Origin of the sequence: Brevibacillus jepli, from assembly GCF_047229145.1 — a bacterium.
GTDB lineage: Bacteria > Bacillota > Bacilli > Brevibacillales > Brevibacillaceae > Brevibacillus.
In genome coordinates this window covers 79,047-93,999 of record NZ_JBFEFW010000007.1, presented here as the reverse complement: position 1 = coordinate 93,999, position 14,953 = coordinate 79,047, and the positions used below count along the sequence as shown (strand labels likewise).

The window sequence follows — 14,953 nt, the reverse complement described above, 5'->3', positions numbered from 1 at the left end:
AGAATCCCCAGCGTGGCCGATCCAGCAGAAAGAACCGGGTACTGATGTATCCGGTTTTTTTGTTATGCGGTGATTTCTACGATCTTTGTCGGACGGTTAACACCACGTTGCCTTTCTTGTGGCCCTGCTCCACATAGCGGTGGGCCTCCGCCGCTTGCTCTAGTGGATATATGCGGTCAATGATCGAACGCAGCTTGCCGGCCTCAATCAGTTCCTTAAGATACAGCAAGTCCTCCGCGTTTTCCTTCGCTGCTCCGCCGATCACCTTCTTACCGCTCGTCAAGTTGATCCATAACCCCCGGAGGACCGGCAGAGGACTAAAATGGACCGCTCGCAGGTAAAAACCGTTCGGCGTTAGATGCTGGATGCAATCCTTGAACGGACTCTTTCCGACCGTATCGAAAATGATATCGTAGGCCACGCCGTCATCCACGAAGTTCTCTTTTGTATAATCAATGACTCGGTCAGCGCCTAGCGATCTTACCAACTCCACATTCGTTGTGCTGCACACTCCAGTTACTTCCGCGCCGAAATGCTTGGCGAGCTGTACCGCATACGTCCCGACGCTGCCGGAGGCGCCATAGACGAGAACGCGCCTGCCCGGTTGGATATTGCCCTTTCGGAGAAACTGCAAGGCAGTATAGGCGCCGACCGGAACCGCAGCCGCCTCCTCGAACGTCATGTTCGTCGGCTTCAGCGCGACGCTGCCGTTCTCAGGTAAGCATTTGTATTCAGCATACGCACCGAATCCGATTCCACAGGCGGCATAAACAGTATCTCCCGGCTTAAATTGAGTAACGCCGCTTCCCGTTGATTCGACTACGCCTGCCAATTCAAATCCGAGAATTTTGATTCGCCTCGGTCTCCACAAACCGTTGAATAGCCGCCCTAGGAAAGGATCTGCCTTGCGTAAGCGCCAATCCCCTGCAGACGCGGTTGCAGCATAGACCTTAATCAATATCTCGTTGTCCTTCGGTACCGGCTTCGCGACATCCTGAAGCTGTAGTACATTTGGCGGCCCGTACCGCTCATATACGATCGCTTTCATCCTTTCCCCTCCACTCATCCTTCGCTATTTTTCCATTTTATTCACTGTTCTGTTGGTTTCATGATACAGCGCACCTTCCGGATGGAGGAAGCAATTGTTTTGTTTACTTGAATAAAAAACTTTACTTAAGTTAATTTATATACTATTATCAATCTAAGGAGAAATATGGAAAAGGAGTACAAGATGACAGCATCAATAACGTTACGTGAGAAAAAGAAAGCCAAAACCAAATTTGCCCTTCTGGACGCAGCCTTAGAGCTGATTGGAAACGGCAGCTTCCGAAATGTTCTGGTAGAAGACATTTGCGAGCGTGCAGAGGTGTCGAAGGTCACTTTTTTTAAATTTTTCCCGCAAAAGGAAGAGCTCTTGATTTATTACATGAGCATATGGCAGGCAGAGTGCTTCGTTGAGCTGGAGACTACTGGCAAGAGAGGATGGGAAGCGGTTCGTCATATTTTTGCCAAGGTCACGCAAGATGGCGAGAAGCATCCAGGGATTATGCTGAGCCTTGTCAGTTTTTTGGCGGAGCAAAAAATGCACCCATGTATCCCGCTTTTATCTGATGCCGAACTGTTTTTACGCTTCTTTGAGCATAAGGAGCGAGAAGCCATTAAAGCCACAGATCTTCATCAAATTTTCCAAAAGTGCGTACAAGAAGCTGCTGAAGACGGTCAGCTTGCGCTTCACCTGTCGGAAGAGGAAGCCGTTATTTTGCTGTTCTCCATGTTTTACGGAGCGTACCTGACCGCACATTTGTTTCATGTGTCTGATTTTATGGTTTGTTATGAGCTGCATCTCAAATCCTTGATAAGGTAGGGGAGTCAGATGGCAAAAGTAATTCCGGGGCGTTTTACAGCACAAATCGAAGGACCTTTCGTCGTGTTCATCATCGGGATGCGAATCAATCGTCTCCTTGCAGTGCACAAATGGATGCCAGTAGCAAACGCCATGGGTGGCATGATGCGGGAATTGTATGAACATCCTGAGCTCGGACTATTGGGTCACACTTCGCATTTCAACCTGCGTGAAGTCACACAAATTCAGTACTGGCGATCCTATGAGCATCTGGAAAATTACGCGAGAAAAAGTCACAATCATCTAAGCGCGTGGAGGAAGTTCAATCAGGCGGTAGGGACGGATGGAACCGTCGGGATTTTTCACGAGACGTATCTGGTAGAAGCGGGAAAATACGAATGCCTTTACGGAAATATGCCTGTCTGGGGATTGGCCAAGGCGGGAGAGCATCTACCGGCAGTAGGAAAGCGGGAGACAGCGCGACGACGATTGGGCGGAGACAATGAACCAGCCGTTCCTACACCTACACAATGAGAGGGTGACAATGAGCCTTCTCCAGGACTTCATTCGATTGACGCCCAAAAGCTCCATAAAAAGGTCGCCCAGCTACTACCAGGCGACCTTTTTCACTCTCAAAAGTCAGGCAAACGATCCAAATTGTTTTCCTTAATCCCGTCTGGTTCACTTCGCAGGATGTCTCTGCCATACTTGTGAAAAACGTCGACATGGGCCAGTTTACCGGCTTTTGCATCGTTGAGCGCGGTGATATAGTCGAGCTCTCGACCTGCGTCTGTTTTAAAAGCGATCAAGTCCCCATCGTCGTTTTTTCTGACAGCCACAATTTGCTCTTTCCCCGAATTCGTCAGCTGAGGGTTCGTCTCATTTGCCTGTATCGCCTGTTGTTCACCGGCATTTTTATATTGTTCATAAATTTGTTCAAAGCTTCGTTGATCCATACATGATCCCTCCTCTATAAGTAGGGTGTCTAAAAAAGGGGAGAACATGCATTCGTTTTGTATTTGGGAACTATGCTCGCTGCGCACTCAGCGGAAGTAAGGTCGCTGCGATCCGCTTATACTTTTCCTGGTCGTGGACGCGATAGTACAGGCTACGCAAAAAGTTTTTTACATTGATTCGCCCCGTATATGCTTCGATTGCATGGCTATTATCCTGGCGATTAAGAAAACTCCGAACCCACGCATCGATTTCATCCAAGGATAGCTCATCTCGATTCCATACCGAAAGGACGGCGGTCACCAAGCGCTCATCTTCTTCGTAAGCGTAAACCGATTTGGCCCCGGCAATTGTCTCGCGGATGACTCCGAGAATTTGCTTCAAGTCCGTCTTATCCAGTTCACGGCATTGGGCCAGGTCATCAAGTGCGTCTGCGGCATGAGCGGTAGCATGGGCCCAGCCTTTTTCTTCTACATAGCCGCGCAAGTCTGCTTCTTGTCGTATGTACGTGAACAGTTTGTCTTTTACGTATTGAATCGCTTCTTTGGCGAGAAATGGGTGGTTCCGATGCAGGATCAGGATAAGAGGCAGCAGTAGCACGGAAAAAGAACGGGTAAACACGGAGTCTGTTCCATTTTCACCTATGCGATAAAACAAATGCTGGTCATCTAGTGCAATCGCGAGCAGCTCTTGCAGCTGTTCAGGGGAAAGCACACCTTCCTCGATCCAATGAGAGAACGTAGAATAAATCAGCTCATCACGCAGCTCTGGATCGGGCGAACCGATGTGTGCAACCATTTCAAGCGCCACGTCAAAAGCATTTGTTGGTGCCAAAAAGCTATTAGCCTGGATAGCGAGCAGGGTATCTTTTAATGACATCTTCTCAGCTCCTTTATTTCCCTAATTTTACAATAATAATCAGGGTGAAGTAACAAAAAGAGAAGAGGGCAGATTTGCCGGAGCCTGCCCCTTCTCTAAAAGCTGCTTCACTCATTCGTTTGTCAGGCGCATCAGCCAGTCTTTGATGTCGACGATGCGCAAGGTTCGGGGGCGTGTGGTTGTCCCCGTTACTAGCAGGGGAACGAGTGAGTCTAACTCGTGCAATGATCCGTGTGCAGCCCCACCGATATGAGTTGGAGAGCTTTCGGTAATGAGCTCATATCCAGGCCGCACCGTAGCGATTACGTATCTTCCTTCATGTGAATTCATCGCGCCGTAAAGTCTCGCCAATACGTCCGGATATTTACCATATGTAATCTGCTTGTTCTGGATTGTAATATCGAGCAGACGCGGATCACCGTCGAAGCTCCATGATTGACCATATGGATCGGTAAAGGGACCTTTTGGTTGATAGGCAAACTGTCTGTTGACCTTGCCTGCTGTTACGATAACCTTTTTGTTGTCCTTCATCGCAATGATGTCCAGCTTCGGTTCACGCTGCAAAAGTCTTACGATATTGGATATCGGGATACGCGAGTCAAGCGCATATATATAGGCCATCCGTTCATTGGTAGAAATGACAATTTGGTCATTGGGGGTGACTGGTTGACTGATTTTGGCGATTTGATAGTGGTTCAACAAGTCACGTAAATCAATGGTAGCGGCTTGGCGATCATCGAGAACAGCGCTCTGGGCACTGTCTCCCATAACAATCCACCGCGCTTCTTTGATTGCTTTGTCCCACGAACCAAAAGTATCGAGCACGGTTTGCAGCGCCTTATCTGCTTTTTCAAGCCCTTCGATTGTAGTTGCTCCCTTCATATGCACCTCCATGTCGTTTTCCGGCAAGTATACGATGGTAAGAGGGGGGAGCTTCTTGTTGGTGATGAGATAATTGATCTCCTGCGCAGAGAACTCATCGTTCATTCCATACTTTCGCCAAATGCGCTTTTCGCTTTTTTGATTCGGATCGAGCTGGGCAAATGTTGCATACGACAGCAGTTTTGGACCGTTCACATTCACCTCGCCAGGCAAACGCGTACTGAATTCAACGAGACGTGGAATCTGCAAGGTGTGCGCTGTTTTGCCTCGCCAAATAATACCATTGATCGACGCTGTATCCTTTCCTTTTTCCGCCAGTTCCTCATGAATGGTTTTCGTATGCGGATTGAGCTGGACCAGGTTTAATTGATGAAGGATATCCAGAAGCACTTGTGGCTGATCGATCTTCAGACCCTCTTTAGGACCGTAGCCGTAATAAATCATCCGTTTTTCTTTGTCGTTAAACCAAGATAATCCTGGCACATGATGCTGATCGGCATACGTCCCGGTAAGGAGGGTGCTGTCGATGGTTACAGACATGGTGGGAAATGAGCTCACAACTTGTGGGTAATAGCGTCCGTTTGCTAGCAAATAAGCCAAAGCAGGGACGCGACCTTGCCGGATCGCTTCTTTCAATGATTTGTCCATTAACGAATCAATGAGAATGAGCAGGACAGGCTTTTGCGATTCATTTCTCTCGGCTGAGGGCTGAGCCTTGATGCTTTGCTGACGAATTTGGGAAGCTGAGTCTGGTTTGCAGCCAATCACAGTCAGACTCAGCGCCAACAGGAGAAGGATGGCGTATGTGAATCGCGACTTCATGTTTCCATTCCTTTTTTGCGAATTTGGTTTTCTCTATTTTTTGTTTTCACGGAAAAATTATTCACCAATGCTACCTCATTTAATTTTCCGGCAACAGATGAGAAATCTCTACAACCACTCCTTTTTCCAAAAACAATCGAGGGATGCGATTACTGAGGGTGGCAACGACTTCATAGTTGATCGTTCCGAGCATTTCAGCAATTTCATCGACAGTGATCTCACGGTTTCCTTGCTTGCCGTAAATAACGACCTCATCGCCTTGCTTTCCACTACCGCCCTCTCCCAAGCTGACCATCAGCTGATCCATCGTCACTCGACCTGCGATCGGCAACCGTCTGCCTCGATACAGAACAAATCCCCGGTTAGAGAGTGCTCGCGAATAACCGTCGGCATAACCGATTGGGATCGTCCCGATGACCTCGCCACGCTTTGCTATGTATGTAGCGCCGTAACTGATGGTAAACGGCGGCGTCAGCATTGTCTTTACATAGGAGAAACGCGATTTCAAGCTGAGAGCCGGAACGAGCTTGACGCGATTGAGTTGTCGGATGTAGGAGGAAGGATATAGCCCGTACATGCCGATTCCGAGGCGGATCATATCGGCGCTGTATTCGGGAAATGCAATAGTAGCGGCGGTGTTGTTCATGTGTACGGTCGGAAGCTCGAACCCTTTTTCCTTCAGATAACGAAGATACTGAATAAATAACTCGTGTTGCGCTTTGGTCAATGTGTGATCAGGTTCATCTGCAGTGGAAAAATGAGTGAAGATTCCGGTCCATGCAAGGGAAGAGCTTGACGTTAAGGCCTTCACGACTGAAAGTAACCCGGATTTTGTCCGTACGCCCAATCGCCCCATCCCGGTATCTACGTTGATATGGATGTTCAGACGATTGGAGAAAGCCGTTGATTTGACGATTTTATCGGCTTTTTTGAGCCAATCAGTCTGAAACGCGGACAGCTCTATATTCCAGGCGACCGCCTCTTTGATACGTGAAAGAGGAGTGAATCCCAGCACGAGTATAGGTGCTACAATTCCCGCTTTGCGTAAGACGATGCCTTCTTCCAGGATGGCAACAGCGAGGGAAGTAGCCCCGTACTCGAGGGCATGGCGTGCTACTCCGACAGAACCATGGCCATAGGCATTCGCTTTAACAACAGCCATGATTTTCGTCTGTGCAGGAATATGACGGCGTATCGCCCGAATGTTTTTCTTTATGGCATCGAGATTTACCTCAATCCAGGTTTCGCGAAACAGCTTTTTCATCACGAATCCCTCCCTTTTTCTGGGAAACAGTTCCCTCTTTCATGCGTATTCACCGTACCTTCCTCTTAAGCGTGGCCCATCAGGAAGAGATCACAAAAAGCAGGCCATCGGTGGCCTACAAGCGACAACTATAAGTCTGGCTGGAAACGCAAAAAAGAGCAGACTGCCGAACTGCTCGGAGTCTGCCCTTTTCGTTGGGTGGGTGCTGATACGAACTTATTTTTATTCGTTTGCTTATGCAGTTACTGGTTTGCCTTCATCCAGCAATTGACGCAGAACCGTTTGCAGGATACCACCATTGCGGTAGTAGTCTACGTCTACCATGGAATCGAGGCGCACGATTGCTTCGAATTCGAAGGTGCTGCCGTCTTTCTTGGTAGCTTCTACTTTTACGCGTTGGCCAGGTTGAACATCATCGGAGAGACCCACAATGCTGAAGGACTCAGTACCGTCGATGCCGAGGGACTTCCAGCTTTGGTCATCAGCAAATTGCAGAGGCAGAACGCCCATACCAACCAGGTTAGCACGGTGGATACGCTCGAAGCTCTCAGCGATAACCGCTTTGATGCCCAAGAGGAATGTACCTTTTGCTGCCCAGTCACGGGAAGAACCAGTACCGTACTCTTTACCAGCCAATACAACGAGTGGAGTACCGTCAGCTTGATACTTCATGGAAGCATCATAGATGGACATTACTTCGTCAGTTGGCAAGTATTTGGTTACGCCGCCCTCAGTTCCAGGAGCTACTTGGTTGCGGATGCGGATGTTCGCGAATGTACCGCGCATCATTACATCGTGGCTACCACGACGAGCACCGTAGGAGTTGAAGTCTTTGCGCTCTACGCCGTTAGCTTGCAGATACAGACCTGCTGGGCTAGTTGGCGAGATGTTACCAGCTGGGGAGATGTGGTCCGTTGTCACAGAATCACCGAAGAGTGCGATGGTGTTCGCTGCTTTAATGTCTGCGATCTTAGCAATTTCTCCAGCCAAGTTTTGGAAGAATGGCGGCTCTTGGATGTACGTGGATTTTTCATCCCACTCGTACAGGTCGCCAGTTGGAACGTCGATTTTGTTCCAAGCTTCGTTTTGCGTGAACACTTGGCCGTACTCAGCGCGGAACAGAGCAGGATTCATAGCTTTGTCCATAGCAGCTGCGATCTCTTGTGGAGAAGGCCAGATGTCTTTCAAGAATACAGGTTGACCGTCTTTGCCAGTGCCGATTGGCTCTGTAGTCAGGTCGATATCTACAGTACCTGCCAGTGCATAGGCGATAACCAATGGAGGAGAAGCGAGGTAGTTCGCTTTTACCTGTGCATGGATACGGCCTTCGAAGTTACGGTTACCGGAGAGTACCGCTGCAACTGTCAGATCTTCGTCTGCGATAGCTTTGCTGGTTTCCTCTGGCAATGGACCGGAGTTACCGATGCAAGTGGTGCAACCATAACCTACTACGTTGAATCCGATAGCATCCAAGGAGTCGATCAGACCAGCGTCAGTCAGGTATTGCGTAACTACGCGGGAACCTGGAGCCAGGGAGCTTTTTACGAAAGCAGGCTTTTTCAGGCCTTTTTCCACAGCTTTTTTCGCCAGGATACCTGCACCCAGCATTACGCTAGGATTTGATGTATTGGTACAGGAAGTGATCGCTGCGATAACAACTGCACCTGTTTTCAGCGTAGCTGTTTCACCGTTTGCATAAGCAACTGGTGCGCTAGCTGCGATTTTCTCTTCGGAGAGACCAAATCCGCCTTTGTCGATCGGCGTACGCAAGCTGTTATTGAAGGATTCCTTCATAGCAGTCAGTTCTACGCGGTCTTGAGGACGTTTTGGACCAGCCAAGCTAGGTACAACAGTGGACAGATCCAGTTCCAATGTTTCGGAGAATACTGGGTCTGGAGTCTCGTCAGTACGGAAGAGACCTTGTGCTTTTGTGTAAGTTTCAACCAAGGAGATGAGATCTTCTTCACGACCCGTTTGACGCATGTAGTTGAGTGTCTCAGCATCTACTGGGAAGAAGCCCATAGTAGCGCCGTACTCAGGTGCCATGTTTGCTACGGTAGCGCGGTCAGCCAGCGAGATGTTGGACAGGCCTGGTCCGTAGAATTCCACGAATTTACCTACAACGCCTTTTTTACGCAGCATTTGCGTAACAGTAAGAGCGAGGTCAGTTGCAGTTGCACCAGCATTCAGTGTGCCAGTCAGTTTGAAACCAACTACTTCTGGCGTTACGAAATACAGAGGTTGGCCGAGCATTCCTGCTTCTGCCTCGATACCACCAACACCCCATCCAAGAACACCAAGACCGTTGATCATAGTGGTGTGGGAGTCAGTACCTACGAGAGAGTCAGGGAAAGCAACCAGTTCGCCATCTACTTCGCGAGTAGCGATTACAGTTGCGAGGTACTCCAAGTTTACTTGGTGAACGATACCAGTAGCTGGAGGAACCGCACGGAAGTTGTCAAACGCAGTTTGTGCCCAACGCAGGAAGCGGTAGCGCTCTTGGTTGCGTTCGAATTCCAATTTCATATTGTTGTCCAGAGCGGATGCGTTACCGAAATCGTCAACCATGACGGAGTGGTCGATAACGAGATCAACTGGAACCAATGGGTTGATTCGTTTTGGATCTCCACCAGCGCGCTTCATCGCGATGCGCATCGCTGCCAAGTCAACTACAGCCGGTACACCGGTGAAGTCTTGCAGTACGATACGAGCTGGCATGAGAGGTACTTCTTGGTTTTCGTCGCGGCCTTTTGTCCAGGTCGCCAATTGTTGTACGTGTTCTTTGGTGATCGCGCGGCCATCGAACTGACGTACAGCAGCCTCGAGCAGAACTTTAATGGAGAACGGCAGTTTGGAAACATCGCCCAATCCTTGTTCTTCCAACCCTTGCAAGCGATAGTAAGCAAAAGACTTGTCGCCTACTTGCAGGGAAGACTTTACTTTGTAAGCATCTTTGTTAGCCAATGTATACAACCTCCCTATAATAACTTGGAGTTTCATCTGGTGAAACGTTGTTTCGTTTCTTCATTACGAACCTATTATATACGATTTGTTTCCCGGCTTCTACCCCAAATTCATCATTTATATACAAAAATCATAGGTAAAGAAAATTGGATCAAAAACGTCTTCTTTCATATATAAGAAAAAATCCACAGACTCCAAGAGGTTGTTCAAAAAGTCGTCTTTTGATCACGAAGAAGTTCTGAGGGTTACTGCGACATCGAAAGAGGCGTTCACCTTCGAAGTGCGGTGCTCATGTAGGTTCCTACACTCCGCTCCTCCTTTTTCAGGTTCTCGCCACTTTCTCGGTGCTGAAAAGACGACTTTTTGAACACGCACTCCAAGTATTATCCCGTTTATATTTCGTTTACATTCATGCAGTATCTTTTCTCTTGCAAAGAGGAAACGAGCTGAATAAAAGGGGAGAAATAAACGAATGGAACAAACCAATCATCTATCGAAATTGGGAAACTGGCGACCTTTCTTTCGCTTAATCATGGAAACGAAGCCTTCCAAGCTGAAGATCGGCGTCGCACTGTTCATGAGCATTGCTACAACGCTGGTTAGCCTAGTGATTCCGCTGTTTACGAAAGATTTGGTCGACAGCTTCTCCTTATCTACAATTACGAGTGGACAAATAGTGCTGTTGGTCATCGCTTTTATCGCACAAGCCATTGCAGGAGGACTGTCTATCTATTTATTGAATCATGTTGGTGAGAGTGTTGTCGCTTCGCTTCGTGAGCGTCTATGGAAAAAGCTGCTCGTCCTGCCCGTCTCTTACTACGACAACAACCGGACAGGTGAGACGATCAGTCGAATGACCAACGATACTGGCGTCGTGAAGAGTCTGATCAGCGATCAATTGTCCAGCTTTTTCACAGGATTGATCACCATTATTGGTTCCGTTGTGACGTTGTTATATCTCGATTGGCAAATGACCCTGACGATGCTGATAGCTGTTCCGCTGTCTATGGCGATTCTCATGCCCCTCGGTAGTCAAATGTACAAAATTTCAAAAGGATTGCAAGACGAGACGGCCAGCTTTACAACGATTATGAATCAGGTACTTCAAGAGATGCGGCTCGTAAAATCATCCAATGCAGAGTCGTACGAACTGGGTATGGGGACGAGAGCAATCGGGAACTTGTTCCGATTTGGGCTGAAAGAAGGAAGAGTGCAGGCCATCATTGGCCCGTTGATGTCCTTTATCCTGATGGTGCTGCTCGTGGTAGTGATCGGCTACGGTGGCATGCGCGTGTCCACAGGTGCATTGACAGCAGGTGAGCTGGTCGCGTTTATTTTGTATTTGGTGCAAATTGTGATACCGATGGGACAATTCACGCAGTTTTTTACCTCCTTGCAAAAAGCCATGGGAGCAACGGAAAGAATCATTGCGACATTGGAAGCCGAGGAAGAAGACCTCCTGACAGGACGGGTGCTCGAAAACGCAGGCATGCCAATTCATGTGGAAAATGTGAGCTTCGCCTATGAGAACGGGGAAATGATTCTTGAGGATGTCAGCTTTACGATTGGGGCCGGAAAAGTAAATGCGATCGTCGGACCGAGCGGCAGCGGCAAGACGACATTGTTTTCGCTGGTCGAGAGGTACTACCAGCCACTGAGTGGAGAAATCAGGCTGGGGAGTGATCCTATCGCGGATTTTTCCTTGAAGTCATGGAGAAGTAAAATCGGCTATGTGTCTCAGGAAAGTCCATTGATCGCCGGGACCATTCGAGAAAATATTTGCTACGGTATTTCACGGACCATTCGTGATGAGGAGCTGAAGCAGGCGGCAGAAATGGCCTATGCGGATCAATTCATTGAAGAATTGCCAAATGGCTATGACACAGAGGTCGGGGAGAGAGGCATGAAGCTATCAGGCGGACAGCGCCAACGAATCGGCATCGCTCGTGCTCTGCTCCGGGACCCCCAAATCTTGATGCTCGATGAAGCGACCTCCAGCCTGGACAGCAATTCCGAGATGATTGTGCAGAAGGCTCTGCAAAATCTAATGAAGGGACGTACGACCCTCGTCATTGCCCATCGCTTGTCGACAGTAGTGGAAGCAGACCAAATTATCTTCCTGGAAAAAGGAAAAATCACGGGTATTGGGACACATGAAGAGCTTTTCCATAGCCATGAGTTGTACCGGGAGTTGGCTAGTCAGCAATTGCTCGTGAAAGAGAGGGCGTAATAACTTGACAACCATTATGATCGTGGATGACGATCCGCATATTCGCGAGCTGGTCAGCGTCTTTTTGCGAAATGAAGGCTTTGATATCGTAGAGGCTGCTGACGGACAGGAGGCAATGGATACACTGGAGTCGGTTCAAGTGCAGCTAGTGATACTCGACATCATGATGCCGAACATGGATGGCTGGGAGCTGTGCCGACAGCTTCGCAAGCATTATGATCTTCCATTGCTCATGTTGACCGCGAAGGGAGAGACATCACAAAAAATCAAAGGCTTCGAGCTCGGAACCGACGATTATTTGGTGAAGCCTTTTGAGCCGCAAGAGCTGGTCGTCCGGGTAAAAGCGCTACTCAAGCGATACCGGATAGCTACTTCTCATCAGGTTCAAGCGGGATTGCTGCGATTGGACAGAAAAACGTTCGAAATCGCCAGACTTTTTACTTGCATTTTAATAACAAAGAGGAGTTCTTTTTGACTTTCATCGAAACCAAGTTGGAAGATTTCAAAACTCATTTTTCCCCGTTGTTACATTCATCTGAACCTATGGAAACCTTGATCACGAAAGGTATTCAGATTTTTTACACCTTAAGCGCTCAGGACGGGTGGATTGATATGGTCAGTGTCGTTCTTCAGAGAGGAGTAGAAATGAATGAACTTCCTAAAGATTCGAATGTGAAGGAAATGGCTTGTTCTATCGTGGCAATACTGGATGGATATAATTTGCAAAGGAGTTTTGTTGATAGTAGTATGAACCCAGATAAACTAGATCACATGATAAAACAATTAATAGTAATGTGCTCAAAAAAAGTTAAAAACATATAATATGACTACATATAGCCAAAGGAGTGAGTGCTATGGGAACCGTTCCTTCATGGTTAGTGTCTATTTATTTTCTGTTCATGATTGTAACGATCAGTCTCGCAATTTTCTGTCTGGTAAAGAGAAAACTTCTTCGAATGAGTATCGTCACGCTTGTCGTTGCTATAGTTGCTCCTCTTGTTTTCTTCTTTAACTCCTTATTACGGGGATATGTTACTGAACTAGATTTCTTTTGGCTAGAACTTGCTTCAGGAGAAATCTGGGCATTATTTGTTGGTAGCGCATTCGTGGAGATCGTGATTTGGTATATTTTAATTACAAGAAGTTATTTGCATAAGAGTGATAGGAGAACGGACTGACGTCCTTTTTGTGTCAGGATTCACTTTCAGTTCGGAGGATAGTTTTAATAAAAAACGGAGGCCCCTATTGTCAGGAGCCTCCGTTTTTTGTTTCTTTTGAAGCACGAATGGTGCTACATGCAGATTCTACGTAGCTAACGAAAACTACCAATGATTTCACGCACCGATATATTTGGCATGTAGCGTACGAGCGAGGCTGATGTCATCTGTTCCTTGCACAAGCACACGACCATCAGGGAAAATGACGAGCGTGTACGTATCTACACGAAAGCGCAGCAAAAATTTATTTTGCTCAACTTGCCCTAATGGGGAAAGCCTGCCAGCCAAAGCATCCAGATTAAGTGAGAGTGAAGCAGCAGGCGAGATTTGCACCGTGTCCCGACCGCAAAGCGAAACCGCTTGTCCGTCTTGGGTATCCGGCTGCAAAAACGAAAACTGCTGCTGCCCGCATGTTGGACAGTCGTCCCGGCGAGCATTCACTACCCTGATTTGTTGATGGCGGTTATGCCAAATCTCAAAGTGCTCCAAATTCGGATTGAGCTCGTCGGTGGCGCCCACTAACAGCTTGAAGGCTTCGGTTGCCTGATAGGAGGCGACGATGTGAATGATCGGCCCAATGACGCCAGCCGTATCGCATGTCGGCATCTCCCCTGGGTTTGGCGCTTCAGGGAAAAGACAGCGCAAGCAAGGCGTGATCCCCGGTCGAATAGCCGTGAACGTCCCGGTCGCACTCACTGCGCCACCGTACACCCACGGGACGCCATGCTTGACGCAAACATCGTTCACGAGATATCTGACTTGAAAATTATCAGTTGCATCCAGAACGAGATCTACGTCTGCGAGCAACTCCTCTGCATTGTAAGCAGTGAGGTCTGCAACAATCGGTTCGATCGTGACGGCCGAGTTGATTTTCGACAGCTTGGCGTGAGCAGCGATTGCTTTTGGCAAATGCTCGGCTGCATCGGATTCGTCGTAGAGCATTTGACGCTGCAGGTTGCTCGGCTCCACGAAGTCACGGTCAATGATGCGGACAAAGCCTACGCCGGCACGGACCATATGATTGGAGAGCACCGTTCCGAGAGCGCCCATTCCGACGATAGCGACACGGCTTTGTCCCAGCTTGTCCTGTCCACTGCGCCCGATCGGATGAAACAATATCTGACGGGAATAGCGAGTATCCAAGGCGTTACTCCACCTTTCCTTCTGGCATCGCGAGAGGATTCCAAGGTCCTTGCTGATGTCCTTTCCATTCGCTGCCGTCTTCCCACATTTCTTTTTTCCAGATGGGAACGATTTGCTTTAGTCGCTCGATTGCATAGCGGCCAGCTTCGAACGATTCATTGCGATGCGCTGTGGCAACGGCACAAACAACAGCAATCTCTTCCACAGCCAAATTCCCGATACGATGATGCATCGCAACTTGAGCACCGGGCCAGCGTTCCTCGATCTCTGCTGCGACCTGCTTCATTTTTTCAACAGCCATGGGGGCGTATGCTTCATAGGACAAGTACACCGTGCGCTGCCCATGCGTAAATTCCCGAACGGTTCCGACAAAGGTAAGGATAGCTCCTGCGTGGGGATTGCTCACCAAGCGAACGAGCTTGTCTGCAGAAATAGGCTCTTCCGTAATGGCAAAGCGCGGGTCTTCTTCTCCGCCGCTTACAGGTGGCAAAAGGGCAATTTCATCACTTGCTGCAATGACCTGATTTTTCGCCGCATATTCATGATTGATCGAGACAAAGCAACTGCCCAAGAGCGCAGAGAGCGCAGGATATTCTTTTTCCACTGCTTGCAGAAGATCGCTAACGGTCGCGCCTTCGGATAGGGTCAACTGTACTTCCCGGGCATTCGCACGCTCGGCGAGTCCGGCAAATAACAAGATCGTAATAGTCAAGACAATACCTCATTTCACATGGATAAACTATTCTCTAGGCTAG

12 protein-coding genes and 1 pseudogene are annotated in these 14,953 nt (G+C 48.4%); 5 read left to right on the top strand and 8 right to left on the bottom strand.

Going from position 1 to position 14,953, the window contains the following annotated elements; genetic code table 11:
• Positions 1-76 precede the first annotated feature (76 nt).
• Positions 77-1,048, bottom strand: coding sequence for an NAD(P)-dependent alcohol dehydrogenase (locus AB1L17_RS09730; protein ID WP_412844655.1), 972 nt, complete (start codon positions 1,046-1,048; stop codon positions 77-79).
• Between the two features lie 183 nt (positions 1,049-1,231).
• Here AB1L17_RS09730 and AB1L17_RS09725 point away from each other — a divergent pair, with 183 nt between their 5' ends.
• Both AB1L17_RS09725 and AB1L17_RS09720 read left to right on the top strand, forming a co-directional pair.
• Complete coding sequence (locus tag AB1L17_RS09725) at positions 1,232-1,864, top strand: TetR/AcrR family transcriptional regulator (RefSeq protein WP_412844656.1); 633 nt, start codon at positions 1,232-1,234, stop codon at positions 1,862-1,864.
• Positions 1,865-1,873: 9 nt separating this feature from the next.
• Positions 1,874-2,377: a DUF4188 domain-containing protein gene (locus AB1L17_RS09720; protein ID WP_412844657.1), complete on the top strand. Its 504-nt coding sequence runs from the start codon at positions 1,874-1,876 to the stop codon at positions 2,375-2,377.
• Positions 2,378-2,475: 98 nt separating this feature from the next.
• On the opposite strand, the gene AB1L17_RS09715 is transcribed toward AB1L17_RS09720, so the two are convergent.
• The 5 genes from AB1L17_RS09715 to acnA all read right to left on the bottom strand — a co-directional run bounded on the left by AB1L17_RS09715 (position 2,476) and on the right by acnA (position 9,608).
• Positions 2,476-2,799: a DUF3892 domain-containing protein gene (locus AB1L17_RS09715; protein ID WP_412844658.1), complete on the bottom strand. Its 324-nt coding sequence runs from the start codon at positions 2,797-2,799 to the stop codon at positions 2,476-2,478.
• A 70-nt stretch (positions 2,800-2,869) separates the two neighbouring features.
• Positions 2,870-3,676, bottom strand: a complete 807-nt coding sequence (locus AB1L17_RS09710; RefSeq protein ID WP_412844659.1) for a DUF2785 domain-containing protein — start codon at positions 3,674-3,676, stop codon at positions 2,870-2,872.
• 111 nt (positions 3,677-3,787) lie between these two features.
• Entirely contained in the window at positions 3,788-5,380 is a 1,593-nt protein-coding gene (locus AB1L17_RS09705) for an alkaline phosphatase family protein (RefSeq protein WP_412844660.1), read from the bottom strand.
• A 79-nt stretch (positions 5,381-5,459) separates the two neighbouring features.
• A complete protein-coding gene (alr, locus tag AB1L17_RS09700) occupies positions 5,460-6,644 on the bottom strand; it encodes an alanine racemase (RefSeq protein WP_412844661.1) in 1,185 nt (394 codons plus the stop codon).
• A gap of 234 nt (positions 6,645-6,878) precedes the next feature.
• A complete protein-coding gene (gene acnA, locus AB1L17_RS09695) occupies positions 6,879-9,608 on the bottom strand; it encodes an aconitate hydratase AcnA (RefSeq protein ID WP_412844662.1) in 2,730 nt (909 codons plus the stop codon).
• 472 nt (positions 9,609-10,080) lie between these two features.
• Here acnA and AB1L17_RS09690 point away from each other — a divergent pair, with 472 nt between their 5' ends.
• The 3 genes and pseudogenes from AB1L17_RS09690 to AB1L17_RS09680 all read left to right on the top strand — a co-directional run bounded on the left by AB1L17_RS09690 (position 10,081) and on the right by AB1L17_RS09680 (position 12,660).
• Complete coding sequence (locus tag AB1L17_RS09690) at positions 10,081-11,838, top strand: ABC transporter ATP-binding protein (protein WP_412844663.1); 1,758 nt, start codon at positions 10,081-10,083, stop codon at positions 11,836-11,838.
• 4 nt (positions 11,839-11,842) lie between these two features.
• Positions 11,843-12,268: pseudogene (locus tag AB1L17_RS09685) on the top strand (response regulator transcription factor); the annotation flags it as partial.
• Between the two features lie 41 nt (positions 12,269-12,309).
• Positions 12,310-12,660: a hypothetical protein gene (locus tag AB1L17_RS09680; RefSeq protein WP_412844664.1), complete on the top strand. Its 351-nt coding sequence runs from the start codon at positions 12,310-12,312 to the stop codon at positions 12,658-12,660.
• Positions 12,661-13,172: 512 nt separating this feature from the next.
• Here AB1L17_RS09680 and AB1L17_RS09675 read toward each other — a convergent pair.
• On the bottom strand, positions 13,173-14,198 hold the full coding sequence (locus AB1L17_RS09675; RefSeq protein ID WP_412844665.1) for a ThiF family adenylyltransferase: 1,026 nt from the start codon (positions 14,196-14,198) through the stop codon (positions 13,173-13,175).
• 4 nt (positions 14,199-14,202) lie between these two features.
• Positions 14,203-14,910 carry a molybdenum cofactor biosynthesis protein gene (locus tag AB1L17_RS09670; RefSeq protein ID WP_412844666.1) on the bottom strand — a complete coding sequence of 236 codons (708 nt, stop codon included), beginning with the start codon at positions 14,908-14,910 and terminating at the stop codon, positions 14,203-14,205.
• Between the last annotated feature and the right edge of the window lie 43 nt (positions 14,911-14,953).